Source organism: Arthrobacter sp. Y3221160 (genome assembly GCF_059092585.1).
Window position 1 is genome coordinate 1,434,875 of record NZ_JBNHHU010000001.1, and the last position, 21,115, is coordinate 1,455,989.

A 21,115-nucleotide genomic window follows, 5' to 3' on the forward strand; every position below is an offset into this window, starting at 1 on the left:
CCTCCTTAGTTCTTGGTTGAGTTGACGTTTTCCAGCACGACGGCGAGGCCCTGGCCCACGCCGATGCAGATGGCGGCCACGCCCCAGCGGTCGCCCGATTCCTGCAGCCGGCGGGCCAGCGTGCCGAGGATGCGGATGCCCGAGGCGCCCAGCGGGTGGCCGATGGCCACGGCCCCGCCCCAGGCGTTCACGATCGCCGGGTCGATGTCCCAGTTGTCGATGCACGCCAGCGACTGCGCCGCGAAGGCCTCGTTGAGCTCGACGGCGGCGACGTCGGACCAGCCGATACCGGCCCGCCGGACGGCCTGGTTGGCGGCCTCCACCGGCGCGAACCCGAAGTACTGCGGCTCCAGGGCGGAGGCGCCGCGGCCGGCGATCCGGGCGAGCGGCCCGGTTCCCAGCAGCCCGGCGGCGGCCTCGCTGCCCAGCCACGCCGCGGAGGCGCCGTCGTTCAGCGGCGAGGCGTTGCCGGCCGTGACCGTGCCGCCCTCGGGGCCCTCGCCCGCCGGCCGGAAGACGGTCTTCAGCCCGGCCAGGACGTCAACGGTGCTGGTGGGGCGGATGGACTCGTCGCGGATCAGGTCGGTGCCCGGAACCTTCACCACCATCGAGTCGTATTTGCCAGCGTTCCAGGCCTCGTCGGCGAGGCGGTGCGAGGCGGCGGCGAACTCGTCCTGCCGTTCGCGGCTGATGCCGTGGCGCTCGCGCAGTTGCTCGGTGGCCTCGCCCAGGGAGACGGTCCATTCCCGCGGCATCTTCTTGTTCACCAGGCGCCAGCCCAGGGTGGTGGACGCCAGGGTCATGTCGCCGGCCGGGTAGGGCTTCTCGGTCTTTGGCAGCACCCACGGCGCCCGGCTCATCGACTCGACGCCGCCGATCAGCACCAGGTCGCCTTCGCCGGCGTTGATCTGCCGGGAGGCGATGATGGCGGCGTCCAGGCTGGACCCGCACAGCCGGTTCACGGTGGTTCCCGGGATCGAGGTGGGCAGGCCGGCCAGCAGCGTGGCCATGCGCGCCACGTTCCGGTTCTCTTCCCCGGCGCCGTTGGCGTTGCCGAAGATCACCTCGTCGATGCGTTCCGGGTCCAGGCCCGGGGCGCGGGAAACTTCCGCCTTGACGACTTCGGCCGCCAGGTCGTCCGGGCGGACGCCGGCCAGCGCACCGCCGAACTTGCCGAAGGGGGTGCGGACGGCGTCATACAGATATGCCTGGTTCATTCGAGGCTCCTTCGCGGCGCACTTCCGGGGTGCGCCTTTGGGTTACAGCAAACGGCCCGGCCCGGCGCTCAGGCCGGACCGGACCGCTCCGTCGACACGGGGGTCCGCGCGGAACATACCGTTTCGGCGGGAACCGTCGCGGGCGCTTCCGTTCCTGCCGAAGTGTTCGCTACACGAACGCATGTACGTTATATGAACTATATCGAGCCCTTGTGATCCTCGTCAAGGCTGGCAAAGACGCCCTTGGCCACCTTGAACGCGACGTTGGCGTCCGGGACGCCGCAGTAGATGGCCGACTGCAGCACGACTTCCTTGATCTCGTCGCGGGTCATGCCGTTGGTCAGCGCCGCCTGGACATGCATGGCGAATTCCTCCCAGTGGCCCTTGGCGATCATGGCGGTGAGCGTGATGGCGCTGCGCGTGGTGCGCGGCAGCCCCTCCCGGGTCCAGATGGTCCCCCAGGCGTAGCGCGTGATCAGTTCCTGGAAGTCCTGGGTGAACTCATCGATCGAGCTGTTCGCGCGGTCCACGTGGGCATCGCCGAGCACCTGCCGGCGCACGGCCATGCCCTCGTCGTACACTTCCTGCTGGGTCTGGGCAGGATCGAAGGTGCGGTTATCGCTCACGGCGTGTACTCCTTGGTTGTTCAGTCATCGGTCCGGCTGCGGTTTCAGGCGGCCAGGAAGAAATCGCGCAGCAGCGCGGCGGTTTCCGCGGGTGCCTCGGCGGGCGCCTGGTGGGCCACGCCGTCGACGACGGCGGAGCTGCCCTTTTGCACGCCGGCGGCCACTGCTTCGGCGAACCCGGGCGGGCACACCTGGTCGAGCGCCCCGGCGACGGCAATCACCGGAGTGGTGATGTCGCCGAGCCGCTCGCGGACGTCGAAGCCGGCCAGGGCCTCGCATGCGTGGGCGTAGGCGAAGCGGTCCGCGTTCTGCAGGGTGTGCAGCAGCCGGGTGGCGCGCTCGGGGTGCTTCTCGATGAAGCCCGGGGCGAACCAGCGCTGCGCCGAGCCGGTGACCATCGTGGGCGTTCCCGCCTGGCGCACGGTGTCCGCGCGTTCCAGCCACGCGGCCGCTTCGCCGATCTTGGCGGCGGAGCAGACCACGCCCAGGCCGGCGAAGCGGTCCGGGTGGTCCAGGCCCAGCTGCAGGGCCAGTTCACCGGCCATCGAGACGCCGACAAAGTACACCTTGGTGCCGGGGTCGATGTCGCCGGCTTCGCGCAGCTTGTCCAGCATCGCCACGACCGCCTGGCCGAGTTCGGCCATGGTGTACGGTCCGGTCGAGGCCGGGCTGGCCCCGTGGCCGGGCAGGTCCACGCCCACCACCTGGAAGTCCTGCAGGTGCTCCACGGCGTCGGCCCAGAGCGCCTTGGCGCCGGTCCCCAGTCCGGCGCCGGCCAGCAGCACCGGCCTGCCTTTGCCCTCGGACAGGAGGGTGGGGGTGATGTCGGGAACGGTCACGAATGGCTCCATTCTGCGTAGTGGGACGTGATCCGGTCGATCAGGCCGCTGCTTTGGCCGGTATACCCGGCCGGGTCCAGCAGTTCGGCCAGCGCCGTGTCGGAGAGGACGTCGCCGGGCACGGCTTCGCGCAGCAGCTGCGACAGGCTGCCCTGGCCGGCGAGCGACTGGTTGACCAGGCTCTGGACCTTCGCCTTGCCGGCGCCGGGGGTTCCGCCGTCCAGCATCGGCGCCACCGTGGCCATGACGCGTTCGCTGACCACCAGCTCGCCGGTGATCTGCAGGTTCCGGCGCATCTTCTCCGGGCGGACCACCAGGCCCTCGGAGAGTTCGGCCAGCTTGGCGGCTGCGCCGCCGGCGAGCCGGAGCAACTGGCGCAGCGCCTGCCACTCCACGTGCCAGGAGCCGTCCGGCCGCTCGTCGACCGCCCCGGCCGCGGCGGCCTGGACCTGGGCCAGGTGCCCGGGGGCGGCGAGGGCGGCGCTGCGGATCAGCACGGACAGCACCGGATTCTGCTTCTGCGGCATCGCCGAGGAGCCGCCGCGGCCGTCGGCGGCGGGTTCGGAGACCTCGCCCACTTCGGGCCGGCTCAGCAGCAGCACGTCGTTGGCGACCTTGCCGGCGGCCGCCAGCACGTCGGCCAGCGCGGCGGCCAGCGCGGTGACCGGCAGCCGGTTGGTCTGCCACGGTGCCAGCGGATCGGCGAGCCCCAGCCGCCCGGCGAGGCGGGCCGCCAAGGCCAGCGCACCGCCGTCGTCGTCCTGCCCGGTGCCCTCCGCCGCCGGGCGGGCGGGCAGGTCGGCCAGGTCGGTGAGCGCCGCCATGGTGCCGGCCGCGCCGCCCCACTGCAGCGGCAGTCCGCCGGCCACCCGCTCCAGCCGGACGCCGGCCTGGGCGACGCCGGAGAGCCAGTTGGCCGCCTTGAGCCCGAACGTCGACGGCAGCGAATGCTGGGTCAGGGTGCGGGCCACCGTGACGGTGGAGCGGTGTTCGTCCGCCAACCGGCCCAGGGCCGCGGCGGCGGACTTGAGGTCGGTGACGATCCCGGCCAGCGCGCGGCGGGCCATCAGCATCAGGGCGCTGTCCAGGATGTCCTGGCTGGTGGCGCCCCGGTGGATCGCCGGGACGGCGGCCGGGTCGTGCTTCCTGATCTCCGCCCGCAGGTCGGCCAGCAGCGGGATGACCGGGTTGCCGCCGCCCTGGGCCCGCTCGGCCAGCCCCGCGGCGTCGTAGAGGTCGGCGCGCGAGGCCCGCTCGACGGCCGGGAGGGCCTCGGCGGCCACCCGGCCGGCGTCGGCCAGCACGCGGGTCCATTCGAGCTCCACGTCGAGCATGGCTTGGATGAATTGGTAGTCGCTGGTTAAACGGGACGCTGCTGTCCCGGCCGAGGCCGGAGACAGCAGCCCGAAATCAGCGTGGTCCGCCGGATTCATACAGGCCTAAATCCCCGGGTAGGTCAGGAAGACGGTCTCGCCGTCACCCTGCAGCCGGATGTCGAAGCGGAGGTCGCCGTTCGGTTCGCGCTCTGCGATCAGCGTGTTCCGCCGCTCTTCCGGCAGCGAGGACAGCAGCGGGTCGTTCGCCAGCGCCTCGGTGTCCTCCGGCAGGTAGATCCGGGTGAACAGCCGGTTCAGCAGGCCGCGGGCAAAGACCACCAGGGAGATGAACGGGGCCTTGCCCGGCTCGGTGGCACCCGGGTTGACCGTGGTGAAGGTGTAGTGGCCCACGTTGTCCACGGCCACGCGGCCGAAGCCGGTGAAGGTGTGGTTGTCGCGGACCAGGGAACCGGTTTCGCGGGAGATCTTGCCGTGCTCGTCGGCCTGCCAGATCTCCAGCATGGAGTCGGGGATCACGGTGCCGTTGCCGTCGTAGACCACGCCGTGCAGCCGGATGGCGCCGGGGTGCGCGCGGTGGACCAGCTGGCTGTCCTTCTCGTAGGGCAGCGCGAAGCCGTAGAACGGGCCGATGGTCTGGCCCGGGGTGGGCACCAGTTTGGTGGTGGACTCGCTCATCAGTGCTCCTCGCCTTCTTCCATCCAGGTGCGGTTGCTGCCGGAAAGGACGATGTCCCAGCGGTAGCCGGTGTTCCACTCGTGGCTGGTGACCGAGTGGTCGTAGGTGGCGACCAGGCGGTCGCGGGCCGCCGGGTCGGTGATCGACTGGTAGATCGGATCCAGCGGGAACAGCGGGTCGCCCGGGAAGTACATCTGGGTGATCATGCGCTGGGTGAAGTCGGTGCCGAACAGCGAGAAGTGGATGTGTGCCGGGCGCCAGGCGTTGTGGTGGTTCTTCCACGGGTAGGGGGCCGGCTTGATGGTGGTGAACTTGTACTCGCCGTTGGGCCCGGTGATGCAGCGGCCCACGCCGGTGAAGTTCGGGTCGATCGGGGCCGGGTGCTGGTCGCGCTTGTGCACGTAGCGGCCGGCGGCGTTGGCCTGCCAGACCTCCACCAGCTGGTTGCGCACCGGGCGTCCGTCGCCGTCCAGGACACGGCCCTGCACGATGATCCGCTCGCCGATCGGCTCGCCGTTGTGCTGGATGGTCAGGTCCGACTCCAGGACGTGCACGTCACGCTCGCCGAAGGCCGGGCTCCACAGCTCGATGGTCTCCGGGTCCGCGTGGTGCAGGTCCTTGGTGGGGTGGCGCAGCAGCGAGGAGCGGTACGGCGCAAAGTCGATGCGCGGCTGCGTCTCTCCGGCGCCGCCGGCCTCCACGCTCTTGCGGTACGCCTCGTGGCTGTCGGCAATTTCCTGGCTGATCTTCTCCTGCGAATCCGCGGTGGCGGCAGGGTCCAGCAGGTGGCTGTCGTCAAACGTCTCGTCCTCGAAAGCCTCGTCCGGAGCTTGTGCGTCGCTCATCGGGACTCCTTTCCGTTGTGGCTGTGGATGGTTTAAGGGTTTGCGCGCCCGGCGTGGTGCGGGCGCAGCGGTCACTTGTGCGGCCAGCCCGTGTAGGACTCGGCCAGGTACTGCTGCCCGAAGCGGGAACCGGTCACGGTGGCCAGTTCGCCGAGGGCACGCTTGGTCTCGAAGGGAGAGGCATCGGTGCGGGTGTGCAGCATGCTGGTCATCCAGTAGGAGAAGTTCTGCGCCTTCCAAACCCGCTGCAGCGCCAGGTCGGAGTAGCCCTCCAGCAGTGCGTCGCTGCCGGTGGAGTAGAACGAGTCGATGGCCTCGAAGAGCACCTTGACGTCCGCGAAGGCCAGGTTCAGGCCCTTGGCGCCGGTGGGCGGCACCGTGTGTCCGGCGTCGCCGGCCAGGAACATGCGCCCGTGGGACAGCGGTTCCCGCACGAAGGAGCGGAAGGCCAGCACGGTCTTGTCGAAGATCGGTCCCTGCTTCAACTGGAAGCCGTCGGGCCCGTCGACCCGCTTCTGCAGTTCCGCCCAGATCCGGTCGTCGCTCCAGTCGTCCACGTTCTCGGCCGGATCGCACTGGAAGTACATGCGCTGGACGGTCTCGCTGCGCTGGGAGATCAGCGCGAAGCCGTGCGGCGAGTTCGCGTAGATCAGTTCCGGGGCGCTCTTCGGGGCCTCGGTCAGGATGCCGAACCAGGCGAACGGATACTCGATCTTGTAGTCCTGCTCCCCCTTCACCGCGCGGCGGCAGAAGCTGCGGGAGCCGTCGGCACCCACCAGGATGTCGCAGTGCACCTCGAAGGCGGCGCCGTCCTTGTCCGTGAACCTGAACTTGGGCGTGGTGGTCTCCAGGTCCAGCACCTCGGTGACCTCGGCCTCGAAGCGCACGTCGCCGCCGTCGCGCCTGCGGGCGGCGGCCAGGTCCAGGAACACCTCGTTCTGGGCGTACAGGGTCACGGTGGCGTCCACGAGGTCCTTGAAGTCCAGCGGATGCGACTCTCCGTTGAAGCGCAGATCGATGCCGGCGTGCTCGTCGCCCTCGGTCAGCACCCGGCCGTCGACGCCGGTGTCGGTGAGCATCTCGACCGAGCCCGCCTCCAGGATGCCGGCCCGGTGGGTGTTGTGGATGGTGTCGTGGTCACGGGATTCCACCACGAGGTTGTCGATGTCGTGCCGGGCCAGCAGGTGGCTGAGCATCAGGCCGGCCGGTCCCCCGCCGACGATTCCTACCTTGGTTTTGATGATCTGCGGTTGCGCCATGGGTAAGTCTCCTGGGTCGAAGAGGAAGCCGTCTCTTCACCAGTGTGAGCCCGGCGACACGGATTCCGCCCCGGCGTTCTTATTGAATGAGAATTACGACGGCGGTGGCCGCCGCGGTCACAGCGCGACGCCCATGGCCCGGGAGATGCCGCGCGCCGCCGTCATCAGCGCCGGGACCACGGCGTGGAAGTTCTCGAAGCCCAGCGGCACCACCACGCCGAGGGCGGCCAGCGGCCGGCCGGCCGGGCCGAGCACGGGGACGGCGATGCCGGTGGTGTCCACGTCGATCCGCCCGTCGAACGCGGCGTAGCCCCGCTTGCGGATGTCGGCCAGGTGCCGGCGCAGGTCGAAGGACACCGGGTCGGCCGACGTGACGGCCTCCGGATGCCGGGTCAGGTAGGACTCCTGGACATGGTTGGGCGAATAGGCCAGCAGCACCATGCCCATCGAGGTCCGGTGCACCGGCATGGTGCCGGCGATCTGGGCCTGATTCACCACGGAGCCGCGGCTGGAGAGCCGCTCGATCACCAGGACTTCGTCCTCGCGCAGCACCGCCAGCTGGGTGTGCTGGCGCACCACGGACTGGATGTCCTCCATGAACGGCATGGCGGCCTGCCGCAGGTCCACGGCCGGCGAGCTCCGGTTGGCCAGCTCCCACAGCCGCAGCCCGAGCCGGATCTCGCCGGGGCCCTCCTTCGTCAGCAGCCCGTGGCGGGACAGCGCCTCCACCAGCCGGTAGGTCGTTGCCAGCGGCACCTCCGCCCGGCGGGAGAGCGTGGCGACGTTCATCGCCGGCTTGTCCGGCTCGAACGCAGACAGGATGCGCACCAGCCGGTCCAGCATCGAGTCACCGGACGGGGAATTGGCCATGTACCCAGAATCTCATGGCCGCCACGGCCGCCGGGGTCATTAAACGCGGAAACCGCCCCCCGCTGCCCCGGTATCGGGGAGCAGGAGGCGGTTCCATACTGGCGGCTAGCGGTAGTCGCTGCCCAGGTCGTAGTCATCCAACGGGATGGCGTGGAACTCGGGCGTCAGCGAACCGTCGGCGCCGGCGTAGTCGAAGTCGCCGAAGGCGCTCGGGCCGGTAAACAGGTTGGCCTTCGCTTCCTCCGTCGGCTCCACCGACACCTGGGTGTACCGGTCCAGGCCGGTGCCGGCCGGGATCAGCTTACCGATGATGACGTTCTCCTTCAGGCCCAGCAGCGGGTCGGACTTGCCCTCCATCGCCGCCTGCGTCAGGACGCGGGTGGTCTCCTGGAAGGACGCGGCCGACAGCCACGACTCGGTGGCGAGCGAGGCCTTGGTGATGCCCATCAGCTCGTCACGGCCGTTGGCCGGCTGCTTGCCCTCGGAGACGGCCTTGCGGTTCTCCGCCTGGAAGCGGCTCCGCTCGGCCAGCTCGCCCGGCAGCAGGTCGGTCTCGCCGGACTCGATCACGGTGATGCGGCGCAGCATCTGGCGGACGATGACTTCCACGTGCTTGTCGTGGATGCCGACGCCCTGGCTGCGGTACACGCTCTGAACCTCGTCCACCAGGAACTTCTGCGCCTGGCGCGGGCCGAGGATACGCAGCACCTGCTTCGGGTCCTTGGCACCGGTGACCAGCTGCTGGCCGACGTCCACGTGCTGGCCGTCTTCGACCAGCAGGCGTGCACGGCGCAGCACCGGGTAGGCGATCTCTTCCGAGCCGTCATCGGGGGTGACGATGACGCGCATCTGGCGCTCGCCGTCCTCGATGGACACGCGTCCGGCCACTTCGGCCATCGGCGCGACACCCTTGGGGGTACGGGCTTCGAAGAGCTCCTGGATACGGGGCAGACCCTGGGTGATGTCTTCCGCGGAGGCTACGCCACCGGTGTGGAAGGTACGCATGGTCAGCTGGGTACCGGGCTCGCCGATCGACTGGGCGGCGATGATGCCGACCGCCTCGCCGATGTCCACGGTCTTGCCGGTGGCCAGCGAGCGGCCGTAGCAGAGCGCGCAGGTACCGACGGCGGACTCACAGGTGAGCACGGAGCGCACCTTGATCTCGGTGATGCCGGCGTCGATCAGTTCCTGGATCAGCACATCGCCGACGTCGGCGCCTGCCGTGGCCACCACGGTGCCCTCGGAGTTCACCACATCGGTGGCCAGCGTGCGTGCGTAAGCGGAGTTCTCCACTTCTTCGTGCCGGCGCAGTTCACCGTTGTGGTCGGCTTCGGCGATGACCGTGTTCAGGCCGCGCTCGGTGCCGCAGTCCATTTCGCGCACGATCACGTCCTGCGAGACGTCCACCAGGCGGCGGGTCAGGTAACCCGAGTTGGCGGTACGCAGCGCGGTGTCGGCCAGGCCCTTGCGGGCACCGTGCGTGGCGATGAAGTATTCCAGCACCGACAGGCCCTCGCGGTAGGAGGACTTGATCGGGCGCGGGATGATCTCGCCCTTCGGGTTGGCCACCAGACCACGGATACCGGCGATCTGGCGGACCTGCAGCCAGTTGCCACGGGCACCGGAGGACACCATGCGGTTGATGGTGTTCTCCTTGGTCAGGTTCTTCCGCATCGCGTCGGCAACCTCGTTGGTCGCCTTGTTCCAGATGTCGATCAGTTCCTGGCGCCGCTCGTCGTCGGCGATCAGGCCCTTGTTGTACTGGGACTCGACGCGGGCGGCCTGGGTCTCGTAGCCCTCCATGATGGCGGCCTTTTCGGCCGGGGCCGCGATGTCGGAGATCGCCACGGTCACGCCGGAACGGGTCGCCCAGTAGAACCCGGCGTCCTTGAGGTTGTCCAGCGTCGCCGCGGTGACGACCTTCGGGTAGCGCTCGGCCAGATCGTTCACGATCGCCGAGAGCTGGCCCTTGTCCGCCACGTTCGCCACCCAGGGGTAGTCATCGGGCAGCGTGTCGTTGAAGATGACCTGGCCGAGCGAGGTTTCGATCAGCGCTTCCTGGCCCTCTTCCCAGCCCTCCGGTGCCGGCTGGTCCGCGCTGGGCACGAAGCCGGGCACGCGGATCTTGACGACGGAGTTCAGGTGCAGCTCGCCGGCGTCGTGGGCCATGATGGCCTCCGCCGGGCTGGCGAAGACACGGCCTTCGCCGGTTCCGCCTTCGCGCTTGGTGGTCAGGTGGTGCAGGCCGATGATCATGTCCTGGGAGGGCAGGGTCACCGGACGGCCGTCCGACGGCTTCAGGATGTTGTTCGAGGAGAGCATCAGGATGCGCGCCTCGGCCTGGGCCTCGGGGCTCAGCGGCAGGTGCACGGCCATCTGGTCGCCGTCGAAGTCGGCGTTGAACGCGGCGCACACCAGCGGGTGCAGCTGCAGCGCCTTGCCTTCGACCAGCTGCGGCTCGAACGCCTGGATGCCCAGCCGGTGCAGGGTAGGTGCACGGTTGAGCAGCACCGGGTGTTCGGTGATGATCTCTTCGAGCACGTCCCACACCTGCGGGCGGAAGCGCTCCACCATCCGCTTGGCGCTCTTGATGTTCTGCGCGTGGTTCAGGTCCACCAGCCGCTTCATGACGAACGGCTTGAACAGCTCCAGCGCCATCTGCTTGGGCAGGCCGCACTGGTGCAGCTTCAGCTGCGGGCCGACCACGATCACGGAACGGCCGGAGTAGTCGACGCGCTTGCCCAGCAGGTTCTGCCGGAAGCGGCCCTGCTTGCCCTTGAGCATGTCGGACAGCGACTTCAGCGGACGGTTGCCCGGCCCGGTGACCGGACGGCCGCGGCGGCCGTTGTCGAACAGCGAGTCCACGGCTTCCTGCAGCATCCGCTTTTCGTTGTTGACGATGATTTCCGGCGCGCCCAGGTCCAGCAGGCGCTTCAGGCGGTTGTTGCGGTTGATCACGCGGCGGTACAGGTCGTTCAGGTCGGAGGTCGCAAAGCGGCCGCCGTCCAGCTGCACCATTGGGCGAAGCTCCGGCGGGATCACCGGAACGGCGTCCAGCACCATGCCCAGCGGCGAGTTGGTGGTGGTCAGGAAAGCGTTGACCACCTTCAACCGCTTCAGGGCGCGGGTCTTGCGCTGGCCCTTGCCGTTCTTGATGATGTCGCGCAGGGACTCGGCCTCGGCAGCCATGTCGAAGTTCTCGAGGCGGTTCTTGATGGCTTCGGCACCCATGGCGCCTTCGAAGTAGAGGCCGTAGCGGTCGCGCAGCTCGCGGTAGAGCCCCTCGTCGCCCTCGAGGTCGGCGACCTTGAGGTTCTTGAAGCGGTCCCAGACCATGTCGAGGCGCTCGATCTCGGCGTCGGCACGCTTGCGCACGTTGGCCATCTGGCGGTCGGCGGAGTCGCGGGCCTTCTTCTTCTCGGCGGCCTTGGCGCCCTCGCCCTCCAGCCGGGTCAGCTCGTCCTCGAGGTCCTTGGCGATCGCCGCGATGTCGGAGTCGCGGGTATCGGCCAGCTGCTTCTTCTCCAGGTCGTGCTCGGCCTGCAGGTTGGGCAGTTCCTCGTGGCGGCGTTCCTCGTCCACGCTGGTGATCATGTAGGCGGCGAAGTAGATGACCTTCTCCAGGTCCTTCGGCGCCAGGTCGAGCAGGTAGCCCAGGCGGGAGGGGACACCCTTGAAGTACCAGATGTGGGTGACCGGGGCGGCCAGCTCGATGTGGCCCATCCGCTCGCGGCGGACCTTGGCACGGGTGACCTCGACGCCGCAGCGCTCACAGATGATGCCCTTGAAGCGCACGCGCTTGTACTTGCCGCAGTAGCACTCCCAGTCGCGGGAAGGTCCGAAGATCTTCTCGCAGAAGAGGCCGTCCTTCTCGGGCTTCAGGGTGCGGTAGTTGATGGTTTCCGGCTTCTTGACCTCGCCGTAGCTCCAGTCGCGGATGTCGTCCGCGGTGGCAAGGCCGATGCGCATGAGGCCGAAGGAGGATTCGCTGGACATATGGTCCCTGTTCTCTCTTGTTCTCTAAATCTGAAAGTCTGTCGGGTTACGGACAGAGGGCGCCGTGCGGCGGGCCGGCCGCGGTGCTCCAAGGCACCGGCGGCCGGCCGGCGCGGCTAGACCTCTTCGACGGAACTCGGCTCGGCCCGGGAAAGGTCGATGCCCAGTTCTTCCGCGGCCCGGAAGACTTCTTCATCCGAGTCACGCATTTCGATCGCGGTGCCGTCGGTGGAGAGTACTTCCACGTTCAGGCAGAGCGACTGCATTTCCTTGATCAACACCTTGAAGGATTCGGGAACACCCGGCTCCGGGATGTTCTCGCCCTTGACGATCGCCTCGTAGACCTTGACGCGGCCGTGGATGTCGTCGGACTTGATGGTGAGCAGTTCCTGCAGGGTGTACGCGGCGCCGTAGGCCTCCAGGGCCCACACTTCCATTTCGCCGAAGCGCTGGCCGCCGAACTGCGCCTTGCCGCCCAGCGGCTGCTGGGTGATCATCGAGTACGGGCCGGTGGAACGCGCGTGGATCTTGTCGTCCACCAGGTGGTGCAGCTTCAGGATGTACATGTAGCCCACGGACACCGGATCCGGGAACGGCTGGCCGGAGCGGCCGTCGAACAGACGGGCCTTGCCGGAGGCGCCGATCAGGCGCTCGCCGTCGCGGGTCGGGTTGGTGGCATCCAGCAGCCCGGTGATCTCGAACTCGCTGGCACCGTCGAACACCGGCGTGGCCACCGTCGTCGGACCCGACTGGCGGGGCAGGTTCGGCAGGTCCTTGGCCCAGTCCGGGTTGCCCTCGATGTTCCAGCCCTGCTTCGCGGCCCAGCCGAGGTGGATTTCCAGCACCTGGCCCACGTTCATGCGGCCGGGGACACCCAGCGGGTTCAGCACGACGTCGACCGGGGTGCCGTCTTCCAGGAACGGCATGTCCTCGACCGGCAGGATCTTGGAGATGACGCCCTTGTTGCCGTGGCGCCCGGCGAGCTTGTCGCCGTCCGTGATCTTGCGCTTCTGCGCCACGTACACGCGCACCAGCTGGTTCACGCCCGGGGGCAGCTCGTCGTCGTTGTCGCGGTCGAAGATCCGCACGCCGATCACCGTGCCGGACTCGCCGTGCGGGACCTTCAGGGAGGTGTCGCGCACTTCGCGGGACTTCTCGCCGAAGATCGCACGCAGCAGGCGCTCCTCCGGGGTCAGCTCGGTCTCGCCCTTGGGGGTCACGCGGCCGACGAGGATGTCGCCGGCGTCGACCTCGGCGCCGATGTGGATGATGCCGCGCTCGTCCAGCTGGGAGAGCACTTCCTCCGACACGTTCGGGATGTCGCGGGTGATTTCCTCGGCACCGAGCTTGGTGTCGCGGGCATCAACCTCATGCTCCTCGATGTGGATGGAGGTCAGCACGTCGTCGGAGACCACGCGCTGCGACAGGATGATCGCGTCCTCGAAGTTGTGGCCCTCCCAGGACATGAAGGCCACGAGCAGGTTCTTGCCCAGCGCCAGTTCGCCCTGGTCGGTGGACGGGCCGTCGGCGATGATGCTGCCGGTTTCCAGCCGCTGGCCCTCGGAGACGAGGACGCGCTGGTTGTACGCGTTGCCCTGGTTGGAGCGGGCGAACTTCATGATCGGGTACCGGGTCTCGGTGCCGTCGTCGTTCAGGGCGGTGACCAGGTCCGCGGAGACCTCGGTGACCACGCCCGGCTTGGCGGCAACCACGGAGTCGCCGGCGTCGACAGCCGCGTAGCGCTCCATGCCGGTGCCGACCAGCGGGGCTTCCGAACGCAGCAGCGGCACGGCCTGGCGCTGCATGTTCGCGCCCATCAGCGCGCGGTTGGCGTCGTCGTGCTCCAGGAACGGAATCAGGGCGGTCGCCACCGACACCATCTGGCGCGGGGAGACGTCCATGTAGTCGACCTCGGTGGCCGGCACGAGCACCGGCTCGCCGCCGCCGCCGCGCTCCCGGCTGAGGACCAGGTCCTCTTCGAAGTGCAGGTCCTCGGTGAGCGGAGCGTTCGCCTGGGCGATCACGCACTCGATCTCGTCGTCGGCCGTGAGGTAGTCGACCTGGTCGGTGACCTGGCCGTCGACGACCTTGCGGTAGGGGGTCTCGATGAAACCGAACGCGTTGATCCGCCCGTAGGAGGCCAGCGAGCCGATCAGGCCGATGTTCGGGCCTTCAGGGGTCTCGATCGGGCACATGCGGCCGTAGTGCGAGGGGTGCACGTCACGGACTTCCATGCCGGCGCGGTCGCGGGACAGGCCGCCCGGGCCCAGCGCGGACAGGCGGCGCTTGTGCGTCAGGCCGGCCAGCGGGTTGTTCTGGTCCATGAACTGGGACAGCTGCGACGTGCCGAAGAATTCCTTGATCGCTGCCACCACGGGGCGGATGTTGATCAGGGTCTGCGGCGTGATCGCTTCGACATCCTGCGTGGTCATGCGTTCGCGGACCACGCGCTCCATGCGGGAGAGGCCCGTGCGGACCTGGTTCTCGATCAGCTCGCCGACCGCGCGGATGCGGCGGTTGCCGAAGTGGTCGATGTCGTCGATCTCGACGCGGACGTCGTGGTCGGCGCCGTCGCGCTTGCCCGGGATGGTGGTCTCGCCGGCGTGCAGGGCGACCAGGAACTTGATCATGGCGACGATGTCGTCATTGTTCAGGACCGAGGCGTCCGGATCCGTCAGCGGCTTGTCGATGCCCAGCTTGCGGTTGATCTTGTAGCGGCCGACCTTGGCCAGGTCGTAGCGCTTGGGGTTGAAGTACAGGTTGTCCAGCAGGGACTGGGCAGCCTCGACTGTCGGCGGCTCGCCCGGACGCAGCTTGCGGTAGATGTCCAGGAGAGCTTCTTCCTGGGTCTGTGTGGCGTCCTTCTCCAGCGTGGCGCGGATGGAGTCGTACTCGCCGAAGGTCTCCAGGATCTGGCCCTCGGTCCAGCCCAAGGCCTTGAGCAGCACGGTCACGGACTGCTTGCGCTTGCGGTCGAGGCGGACGCCGACCTGGTCGCGCTTGTCGATTTCCAGCTCGAACCAGGCGCCGCGGGACGGAATGATCTTCGCGGTGAAGATGTCCTTGTCACTGGTCTTGTCGGCGGTCTTCTCAAAGTAGGCGCCCGGCGAGCGGACCAGCTGCGAGACGACGACGCGCTCGGTGCCGTTAATGACGAAAGTGCCCTTGTCGGTCATCAGCGGGAAGTCGCCCATGAACACGGTCTGCTGCTTGATCTCGCCCGTGTTGTTGTTCATGAACTCGGCCTTGACGTACAGCGGCGCGGAGTACGTGGCGTCGCGGTCCTTGCACTCGGCCATGGTGTACTTCGGATCGGCGAACTCCGGCTCCGAGAAGCTCAGGGACATGGTGCCCTGGAAGTCCTCGATCGGGGAGATCTCTTCGAAGATGTCGGCGAGGCCGGAGGTGCCGGCCACACCCTGGCGGCCTTCTTCCTGGGCCTTGGCTACGCGCGCCTTCCAGCGTTCGTTGCCGACCAGCCAGTCGAAGCTGTCGGTCTGAAGGGCGAGCAGATTGGGAACGTCAAGAGGTTCGTGAATCTTGGCGAATGAGAGCCGCCGGGTTGCTCCGTCGTTCGACGAGGCGTCCAGCAGGCTGTTAGCGGTATCGGTATTAGAGGTGCTCGAGGCGACCAAGAGGGATCCTTCCACAGACCTTCAGGCTTGTCCTGCGCTTCCGCACCGCCGGCTCCCCGAATGGGGTCCGGACATCACCTGGATCCGCTATATGATCCTTGCCCGCCGCACGATCTGCAGTTAAACACAGATAGGGCGTGGCGAAGCCCACCGCTATATGAAGGCCAAAGGTTTTGAGGGAAGACGCAAATACTTAGTGTACGGCACCGCGTCGCGGCTTGTCCAACATGCCGGGCAGGCACCAGTCACCGCTCCCCCGCCATCGGGATGCGAGCGGCCTGCGGTGCGAAACGCGGTGCGAAAGGGGCGTCTTCGCGGTTGTCTTCCCCGGGACAACGCCACCAGCATATACCGGCCCGCCGGCAATTTCCGGCCCGCGCTCCAGGCGAGTTGCCCAAACACGGGTAATCTGTGAAGCAGATCATACCCACGGCAGCAGCCATGTGGCCCCTGCTTGCGCAGGCCACAGGCGCGGAAAAGAGGCATCGACACCATGGCCGAGAACAACAGCAGCCGCGACGACGTCGTCATCCTGAACGGCGCACGCACGCCCACGGGACGACTGAACGGCCAGCTCGCGTCCTTCACCGCCGTCCAGCTCGGCGGCAAAGCGATCGCCGCGGCGCTGGACCGCTCCGGCGTCGCCCCCGAACAGGTGGACGCGGTCATCATGGGGCACGTCATCCAGGCCGGCGCCGGCCAGAACCCCGCCCGGCAGGCGGCCATCGCCGCCGGGCTGGGCTGGAACGTGCCGACCGTGACAATCAACAAGGTTTGCCTCTCCGGGCTGGCCGCCGTCACCGACGCCGCCCGGCTGATCCGCTGCGGCGAGGCGCAGGTGGTGGTGGCCGGCGGTCAGGAGTCGATGACCAACGGCCCGCACCTGCTGCCCGGATCCCGCCAGGGCTGGACCTACGGCAGCCTGACCGCCCTCGATGCCACCGCCCACGACGGCCTCACCGATGCCTTCGACCACGAGTCGATGGGCGTCTCCACCGAGCGCCGGAACGCCGAGCTGGGCATTCCCCGCGAAGCGCAGGACGAAGTGGCCGCCGCCTCCCACCAGCGCGCCGCCGCCGCCGCCAAGAACGGGGTCTTCGACGACGAGATCGTCCCCGTCGCGGTGCCGCAGCGCAAGGGCGAGGACCTGGTGGTCGACAGCGACGAGGGTGTCCGCCCGCAGACCAGCGTGGAAAGCCTGGCCCCGCTGCGCCCGGCGTTTGCCAAGGACGGCACTATCACCGCCGGCAACTCCTCCCCCCTGTCCGACGGCGCGGCCGCCGTCGTGGTCGCGACCCGCGGCTTTGCCGACGACAACGGCCTGGACTGGCTCGCCGTCGTCGGCCGTCCGGGGCAGGTGGCCGGACCGGACACCTCGTTGCAGTCGCAGCCGTCCAACGCAATCACCCAGGCGCTCAAGCGTGCGGGCTGGACCACGGCTGACCTGGACTTCATCGAGATCAACGAAGCCTTCGGGGCCGTGGCGGTGCAGTCGCTGCAGGACCTGGACTACCCGCTGGAGAAGTGCAACATCCACGGCGGGGCCATCGCATTGGGCCATCCGATCGGCGCCTCCGGCACCCGGCTGGCGCTGACGGCCGCCTTGGAACTGCGCCGGCGCGGCACCGGCAAGGCCGCGGTCTCCCTGTGCGGCGGCGGCGGCCAGGGCGAGGCGCTGCTGCTCTACCGGGACTAGCGGTTCCGGGCGGCCCCCGGCGGCCCGGCCGGGAATACCGGGCGGGCGCCGGGGCTTGAACCGGGCATGAGCAACGACTCCGGTGCCCCTGCCCTGCCGGCCGGCCTGCAGCGTTTCCTGGCCGGCGCCCAAGCCCACTCCCTGAAGGTCGACGTCGCCGAACGCTCCGGCGCCCGCAGCCTCGCCGAGGCCGCGCAGCTGCTGGGCATCGCCGAGGCCGACATCGTCAAGACCCTGGTCATCAAGCACAAGGACGGCTCGTTCCTGTTCGCCCTCATTCCCGGCGACCGGCAGATCTCCTGGCCCAAGCTCCGCTCGCTGCTGGGGGTCAACAAACTTTCGCTGCCGCACGCCGATGTTGCCTACACGGCGACGGGATACCGGCGCGGCACCATCACCCCGCTGGGCAGCAGCACGGCCTGGCCCGTGTACGCCGACGAGTCCATCCGCGGCCGGCGGATATCGCTGGGCGCCGGGGAACACGGTTACTCCGCCTTCGTCGACGCCGATGCGCTGACCTCCGCGCTCGGCGCCACCGTCGCCGACATCTCCGACCCGGCCTGAGCCCGCCGGGCCCGCTGAGCCGCCGGGGCACCGGCTGCTGGTTCCGGCCCGCACAGCACAAAGCCCCGCCGCCCGGTGGGGCGGCGGGGCTTTGCGGAAGCTAAAGAGAGCTTACTTGAGGGTGACGGTCGCGCCGGCAGCCTCGAGAACTTCCTTGGCCTTGTCGGCGGCTTCCTTGGTGGCGCCTTCGAGGACGGCCTTCGGAGCACTGTCGACCAGGTCCTTGGCTTCCTTGAGGCCCAGGGAGGTCAGCGCGCGGACTTCCTTGATCACTGCGATCTTCTTGTCGCCGGCAGCTTCGAGGACGACGTCGAACTCGGTCTGCTCCTCAGCAGCGGCTTCGCCGGCGCCGCCGGCTGCGGGGCCCGCAACGGCAACGGCTGCAGCGGTGACGTCGAAGGTCTCCTCGAACAGCTTGACGAACTCGGAGAGCTCGATGATGGTCAGTTCCTTGAAAGCTTCAATGAGCTCTTCGTTGGTGAGCTTCGCCATGGTTGGCGTCCTTCCTGATAGGTGATGCGGCTGGTGTGTCCGCACCAAGAGTTGGTTGGTGAAGAGTCTTACTGCTCTTCGGCGGCAGCCTCGGCCGGGGCCTCGGTTGCTTCGGCAGCGGGAGCTTCGGCTTCGGCAGCTTCGGCCGGAGCTTCGGCAGCGGCGCCGCCGTTCTCCTCCTGCTTGATGCGCAGCGCATCGAGGGTGCGGGCCAGTGCGGACATCGGCGCCTTGAGGACACCGGCGACGCGGGCCAGCTGGTGCTCGCGGGATTCGAGAGCGGCCAGCGCAGCAACGGCGGTTGCATCCAGGGCCTTGCCCTCGAAGATACCGGTCTTGATGATGAGCTGCGGGTTGGACTTTGCGAAATCCGTCAGGGACTTGGCGGCTGCAACGGCGTCACCCTTGATGAAGGCGATAGCAGTGGGTCCGGAAAGCTGGCCTTCGAACGCGTCGATGCCGGCTTCCTTGGCTGCAATGCCAGTCAGGGTGTTCTTGACGACCGAGAACTTGGTGTCCTGGCCGAGAGAAACACGCAGCTCCTTGAGCTGTGCAACGGTAAGCCCGCGGTATTCGGTTAGGACTGCAGCGCTGGATTCCTTGAAATCGCTGGTGATTTCTTCAACGGCTGCCACCTTGGTTGGCGTTGCCATAACCCTCCTTCCGGGGAATAGTGCCGGTGGTTCGGGTCGCACGCATAAAAAACGCCCCATGCAGGCGCACGGGGCTTGGTTCCCGCACCGGAGTTACGGCGGCGGGGCAATGCTTCGTTCACCTGCGCAGGCCGTCCCAGGCATGGGACTTTCGGTTGAAAACGTGGAGGATTTCAACGACCGACGGTCTTTGGTTCTTCAAGGTTACGGGATCCTGCCGCCGGACGCCAAATCGGCGGCCCGGAGCCGCGCCCACGACTGCACCCCCGGACGGATCAGCCGGCGGCCGACCGCAGCGCGGAGGCTCTCGCCGGGCCGGCGGCATTGGCGTCGAGGTCGTCCTGGACCTGGTCCACGTGATCCTCCATCGCCTCGCGGGCTCCCTGGGCGTCCCCGCTTTCGACGGCGGCGAGCACCCTGCGGTGCATGGCGAGGGTGCGGGTGCGCACGGCCTGCGCCTCAAACGCTTCCCGCCGCGCGTCGGCCAGCACCCGGCCCATCGGCACGAAGACCGCCGGAAAGAGGATATTGCCGGACGCCTTGAGGACCACCGTGTGGAACAGCCGGTCGGCTTCGACGAAGGCATCCGCGTCGCCCGCGGCGTCCGCGGCGGCCATCGACTCCAGCTCCCCGCGCAGCAACTCCAGGTCCGCAGCGGTGCGGCGGAGCGCAGCCAGCGCGGCGGCCCCGGACTCGACCAGGCGCCGCACTTCGAGCAACTGCCGCGAGGCGGCGGAGTCGCTCATGCTGTGCGCCGCGGCGCGGACGACGGCCTCGACCGAGGTCCACGACCCGGGCGGATTGATAAACGTGCCGCGGCCCCGCTGGATGCTGATCACGTTCATCGCCCGCAGCATGGTGAGGGCTTCCCGGACAGTCAGCCGGCTGACCTGCGACCGGGCGGCGATCTCGGCTTCGGTGGGCAGCGCGTCGCCGGGCGCCATCCGGCCGGCGATGATCTGCTCCAGCAGGTCTTCCGCCACCGTGTCAACCAGCGTCCTGCGTTCCATCGGCCCTCCCGCCACACCCGGCAGCATGCCGGCGCGCTGACATCGTAACCGCCGCTGCCGGTTACCGGCGCGTAGCATGACGCTCCGGCGACACGTGTACGAACACGCCCGGTACGCCGTCACGCGGCGCCGGCCGGGCGGGTCTCCCCGGCCTGCGGCCCCGGACGCAGCTTCTTCTGCCAGGCGGCCTCGTACCCGGCCGGAGCGAAGCCGAGGGCGGTGTTGATGTCCAGCATGTGGCTGTTTTCGTCGGCGTTCCAGGTGTAGAGCCGTCGCCCCTGCGGCCACGCCTCCGCCACCCGCTGCAGGTTGCGGGCCTTGATCCACAGGCCCAGGCTGTGGCCGCGGTGGGCCCGCAGCACCAGCGTGTCCTCCTGGAAGACCACCTCGGGCTGCTCCGGGAAGAATTCCAGCACCGTATGGCCCACCAGCCGACCGCTGGGCACATGCCGGGCCGCGACCACCAGGCAGCGGCCGCCCTTGCGCCGCAACTCCTCCTCATGGTGGCGGACCCGGGCGGCGTCCCACGCCTCTTCCTCGTAGTCCAGGTCACCCAGCGGGACGTCGGTGCTCATCCGCTGCCGCAGGGCCGCGTACTGGTCCACCCAGTCCGGCGGGCAACTGTCGGCCCACTCGACCAGGCGGTAGTCCGCGCCGGCCTTCCCGGCAGCCGCCGACGCGTGGGCCGCCAGACTGTCCTGGTCGGCGGGGAGCTGCATCCTGCTGCACCGCTCCACCTGTTCGAGCCGGAAGCCGCCGGCCAGCGCGAAGCGCACGGCCGGCGCGGACGCCGGCAGGGCCCCGGACCCGGTCCCCGGCCGGAGCATGTCCGGGCCTCCTGGATCGAATCCGGCAGGATGTTCGCTCCAGGCCTGAAGGGTGGTCCGGCCCCGGCCGGCGGCGCAGGCCTCGGCTTCGGCCAGCAGCCTGCTTCCCACGCCCCGCCGCCGGTAGTCGGGATGTACGGCCACAAAGACGTACCCGTTGCGCGGGTTGTCCCGCAGCGACAGCTCGAGCAGGGCGCGCCCGACGTGCCGGCCCCCGTCCCTGGCTGCCCAGAGATACGTCACCGAGTAGTCATTCGGCCGCGCCCCCTCGAGCCGCACCGCCGGGCTCACCCAAAAATCGTTGTTGCCCCAGATCAGCCCGTTGACCAGGTTGGCCAGCTCGACGGAGGCGGCAAAGTCCGCGCCGCCCGGGCCCTGAAGGGCGGGCGGGATCGGCAGCGGCGCGATCGTGATCGAGGTCGTGGGCATGCGTGCTCCTCGGCGCGAGGCAGTGATTGAGTAGTGCCAATCACATTACTGCATCCCGCCGCGCCGCACTATCTCCGGCTTCAGCCGCACTAGCTCCCGCTTAAACGGACTATGGCCGCAGCATTCTGCTGCGGCCATAGCCGAA

The 21,115-nt window shown here is 68.7% G+C and carries 16 protein-coding genes; 2 read left to right on the forward strand and 14 right to left on the reverse strand.

Annotated elements, in window-relative coordinates; translation table 11 throughout:
* Window positions 1–5 precede the first annotated feature (5 nt).
* The 10 genes from AC5RWG_RS06625 to rpoB form a co-directional block, all read right to left on the reverse strand.
* Window positions 6–1,217 carry a thiolase family protein gene (locus AC5RWG_RS06625; protein WP_494022485.1) on the reverse strand — a complete coding sequence of 404 codons (1,212 nt, stop codon included), beginning with the start codon at window positions 1,215–1,217 and terminating at the stop codon, window positions 6–8.
* Window positions 1,218–1,414: 197 nt separating this feature from the next.
* Window positions 1,415–1,843, reverse strand: a complete 429-nt coding sequence (gene pcaC, locus AC5RWG_RS06630) for a 4-carboxymuconolactone decarboxylase (RefSeq protein ID WP_494075115.1) — start codon at window positions 1,841–1,843, stop codon at window positions 1,415–1,417.
* A gap of 44 nt (window positions 1,844–1,887) precedes the next feature.
* Window positions 1,888–2,682, reverse strand: a complete 795-nt coding sequence (locus AC5RWG_RS06635) for an alpha/beta fold hydrolase (protein ID WP_494166626.1) — start codon at window positions 2,680–2,682, stop codon at window positions 1,888–1,890.
* Window positions 2,679–4,115 (reverse strand): lyase family protein, encoded by a 1,437-nt coding sequence (locus AC5RWG_RS06640; protein WP_494075114.1) that lies wholly within the window; start codon window positions 4,113–4,115, stop codon window positions 2,679–2,681. The genes AC5RWG_RS06635 and AC5RWG_RS06640 overlap by 4 nt, the downstream gene beginning before the upstream one ends.
* 6 nt (window positions 4,116–4,121) lie before the next feature.
* Window positions 4,122–4,694: a protocatechuate 3,4-dioxygenase subunit alpha gene (gene pcaG / locus AC5RWG_RS06645; RefSeq protein WP_494012730.1), complete on the reverse strand. Its 573-nt coding sequence runs from the start codon at window positions 4,692–4,694 to the stop codon at window positions 4,122–4,124.
* Complete coding sequence (gene pcaH / locus AC5RWG_RS06650) at window positions 4,694–5,539, reverse strand: protocatechuate 3,4-dioxygenase subunit beta (RefSeq protein WP_494166627.1); 846 nt, start codon at window positions 5,537–5,539, stop codon at window positions 4,694–4,696. The genes pcaG and pcaH overlap by 1 nt, the downstream gene beginning before the upstream one ends.
* Window positions 5,540–5,610: 71 nt before the next feature.
* The gene (locus AC5RWG_RS06655) at window positions 5,611–6,798 is read right to left on the reverse strand and encodes a 4-hydroxybenzoate 3-monooxygenase (RefSeq protein WP_494166628.1); all 1,188 of its coding nucleotides are present in this window, start codon (window positions 6,796–6,798) and stop codon (window positions 5,611–5,613) included.
* Window positions 6,799–6,915: 117 nt separating this feature from the next.
* Window positions 6,916–7,668 carry an IclR family transcriptional regulator gene (locus AC5RWG_RS06660; protein WP_494075110.1) on the reverse strand — a complete coding sequence of 251 codons (753 nt, stop codon included), beginning with the start codon at window positions 7,666–7,668 and terminating at the stop codon, window positions 6,916–6,918.
* A gap of 105 nt (window positions 7,669–7,773) precedes the next feature.
* Window positions 7,774–11,664, reverse strand: coding sequence for a DNA-directed RNA polymerase subunit beta' (locus AC5RWG_RS06665; RefSeq protein WP_494000498.1), 3,891 nt, complete (start codon window positions 11,662–11,664; stop codon window positions 7,774–7,776).
* A 116-nt stretch (window positions 11,665–11,780) separates the two neighbouring features.
* The gene (gene rpoB / locus AC5RWG_RS06670; RefSeq protein WP_494000499.1) at window positions 11,781–15,299 is read right to left on the reverse strand and encodes a DNA-directed RNA polymerase subunit beta; all 3,519 of its coding nucleotides are present in this window, start codon (window positions 15,297–15,299) and stop codon (window positions 11,781–11,783) included.
* 493 nt (window positions 15,300–15,792) lie between these two features.
* On the opposite strand from rpoB, the gene AC5RWG_RS06675 reads away from it, so the two are divergent.
* Window positions 15,793–16,995: an acetyl-CoA C-acetyltransferase gene (locus AC5RWG_RS06675; RefSeq protein WP_494166629.1), complete on the forward strand. Its 1,203-nt coding sequence runs from the start codon at window positions 15,793–15,795 to the stop codon at window positions 16,993–16,995.
* 66 nt (window positions 16,996–17,061) lie between these two features.
* Entirely contained in the window at window positions 17,062–17,559 is a 498-nt protein-coding gene (locus tag AC5RWG_RS06680; RefSeq protein ID WP_494012735.1) for an aminoacyl-tRNA deacylase, read from the forward strand.
* 111 nt (window positions 17,560–17,670) lie between these two features.
* Here AC5RWG_RS06680 and rplL read toward each other — a convergent pair whose 3' ends face one another.
* The 4 genes from rplL to AC5RWG_RS06700 form a co-directional block, all read right to left on the reverse strand.
* Window positions 17,671–18,051, reverse strand: a complete 381-nt coding sequence (rplL, locus tag AC5RWG_RS06685; RefSeq protein ID WP_494000502.1) for a 50S ribosomal protein L7/L12 — start codon at window positions 18,049–18,051, stop codon at window positions 17,671–17,673.
* Between the two features lie 68 nt (window positions 18,052–18,119).
* On the reverse strand, window positions 18,120–18,704 hold the full coding sequence (rplJ, locus tag AC5RWG_RS06690) for a 50S ribosomal protein L10 (protein ID WP_494012736.1): 585 nt from the start codon (window positions 18,702–18,704) through the stop codon (window positions 18,120–18,122).
* 275 nt (window positions 18,705–18,979) lie between these two features.
* Window positions 18,980–19,714, reverse strand: coding sequence for a FadR/GntR family transcriptional regulator (locus AC5RWG_RS06695; RefSeq protein WP_494166630.1), 735 nt, complete (start codon window positions 19,712–19,714; stop codon window positions 18,980–18,982).
* 119 nt (window positions 19,715–19,833) lie between these two features.
* On the reverse strand, window positions 19,834–20,970 hold the full coding sequence (locus AC5RWG_RS06700) for a GNAT family N-acetyltransferase (RefSeq protein WP_494166631.1): 1,137 nt from the start codon (window positions 20,968–20,970) through the stop codon (window positions 19,834–19,836).
* Window positions 20,971–21,115: the final 145 nt, after the last annotated feature.

Excerpts from the sequence above, each read along its gene's own strand:
- AC5RWG_RS06680 (WP_494012735.1), top strand. The coding sequence starts at position 17,062 with ATGAGCAACGACTCCGGTGCCCCTGCCCTGCCGGCCGGCCTGCAGCGT.
- pcaG (WP_494012730.1), bottom strand. The coding sequence starts at position 4,694 with ATGAGCGAGTCCACCACCAAACTGGTGCCCACCCCGGGCCAGACCATC.
- rplJ (WP_494012736.1), bottom strand. The coding sequence starts at position 18,704 with ATGGCAACGCCAACCAAGGTGGCAGCCGTTGAAGAAATCACCAGCGAT.
- AC5RWG_RS06700 (WP_494166631.1), bottom strand. The coding sequence starts at position 20,970 with ATGCCCACGACCTCGATCACGATCGCGCCGCTGCCGATCCCGCCCGCC.
- AC5RWG_RS06665 (WP_494000498.1), bottom strand. The coding sequence starts at position 11,664 with ATGTCCAGCGAATCCTCCTTCGGCCTCATGCGCATCGGCCTTGCCACC.
- AC5RWG_RS06660 (WP_494075110.1), bottom strand. The coding sequence starts at position 7,668 with ATGGCCAATTCCCCGTCCGGTGACTCGATGCTGGACCGGCTGGTGCGC.
- pcaH (WP_494166627.1), bottom strand. The coding sequence starts at position 5,539 with ATGAGCGACGCACAAGCTCCGGACGAGGCTTTCGAGGACGAGACGTTT.
- AC5RWG_RS06675 (WP_494166629.1), top strand. The coding sequence starts at position 15,793 with ATGGCCGAGAACAACAGCAGCCGCGACGACGTCGTCATCCTGAACGGC.
- AC5RWG_RS06695 (WP_494166630.1), bottom strand. The coding sequence starts at position 19,714 with ATGGAACGCAGGACGCTGGTTGACACGGTGGCGGAAGACCTGCTGGAG.
- AC5RWG_RS06625 (WP_494022485.1), bottom strand. The coding sequence starts at position 1,217 with ATGAACCAGGCATATCTGTATGACGCCGTCCGCACCCCCTTCGGCAAG.
- AC5RWG_RS06640 (WP_494075114.1), bottom strand. The coding sequence starts at position 4,115 with ATGAATCCGGCGGACCACGCTGATTTCGGGCTGCTGTCTCCGGCCTCG.
- AC5RWG_RS06655 (WP_494166628.1), bottom strand. The coding sequence starts at position 6,798 with ATGGCGCAACCGCAGATCATCAAAACCAAGGTAGGAATCGTCGGCGGG.
- rplL (WP_494000502.1), bottom strand. The coding sequence starts at position 18,051 with ATGGCGAAGCTCACCAACGAAGAGCTCATTGAAGCTTTCAAGGAACTG.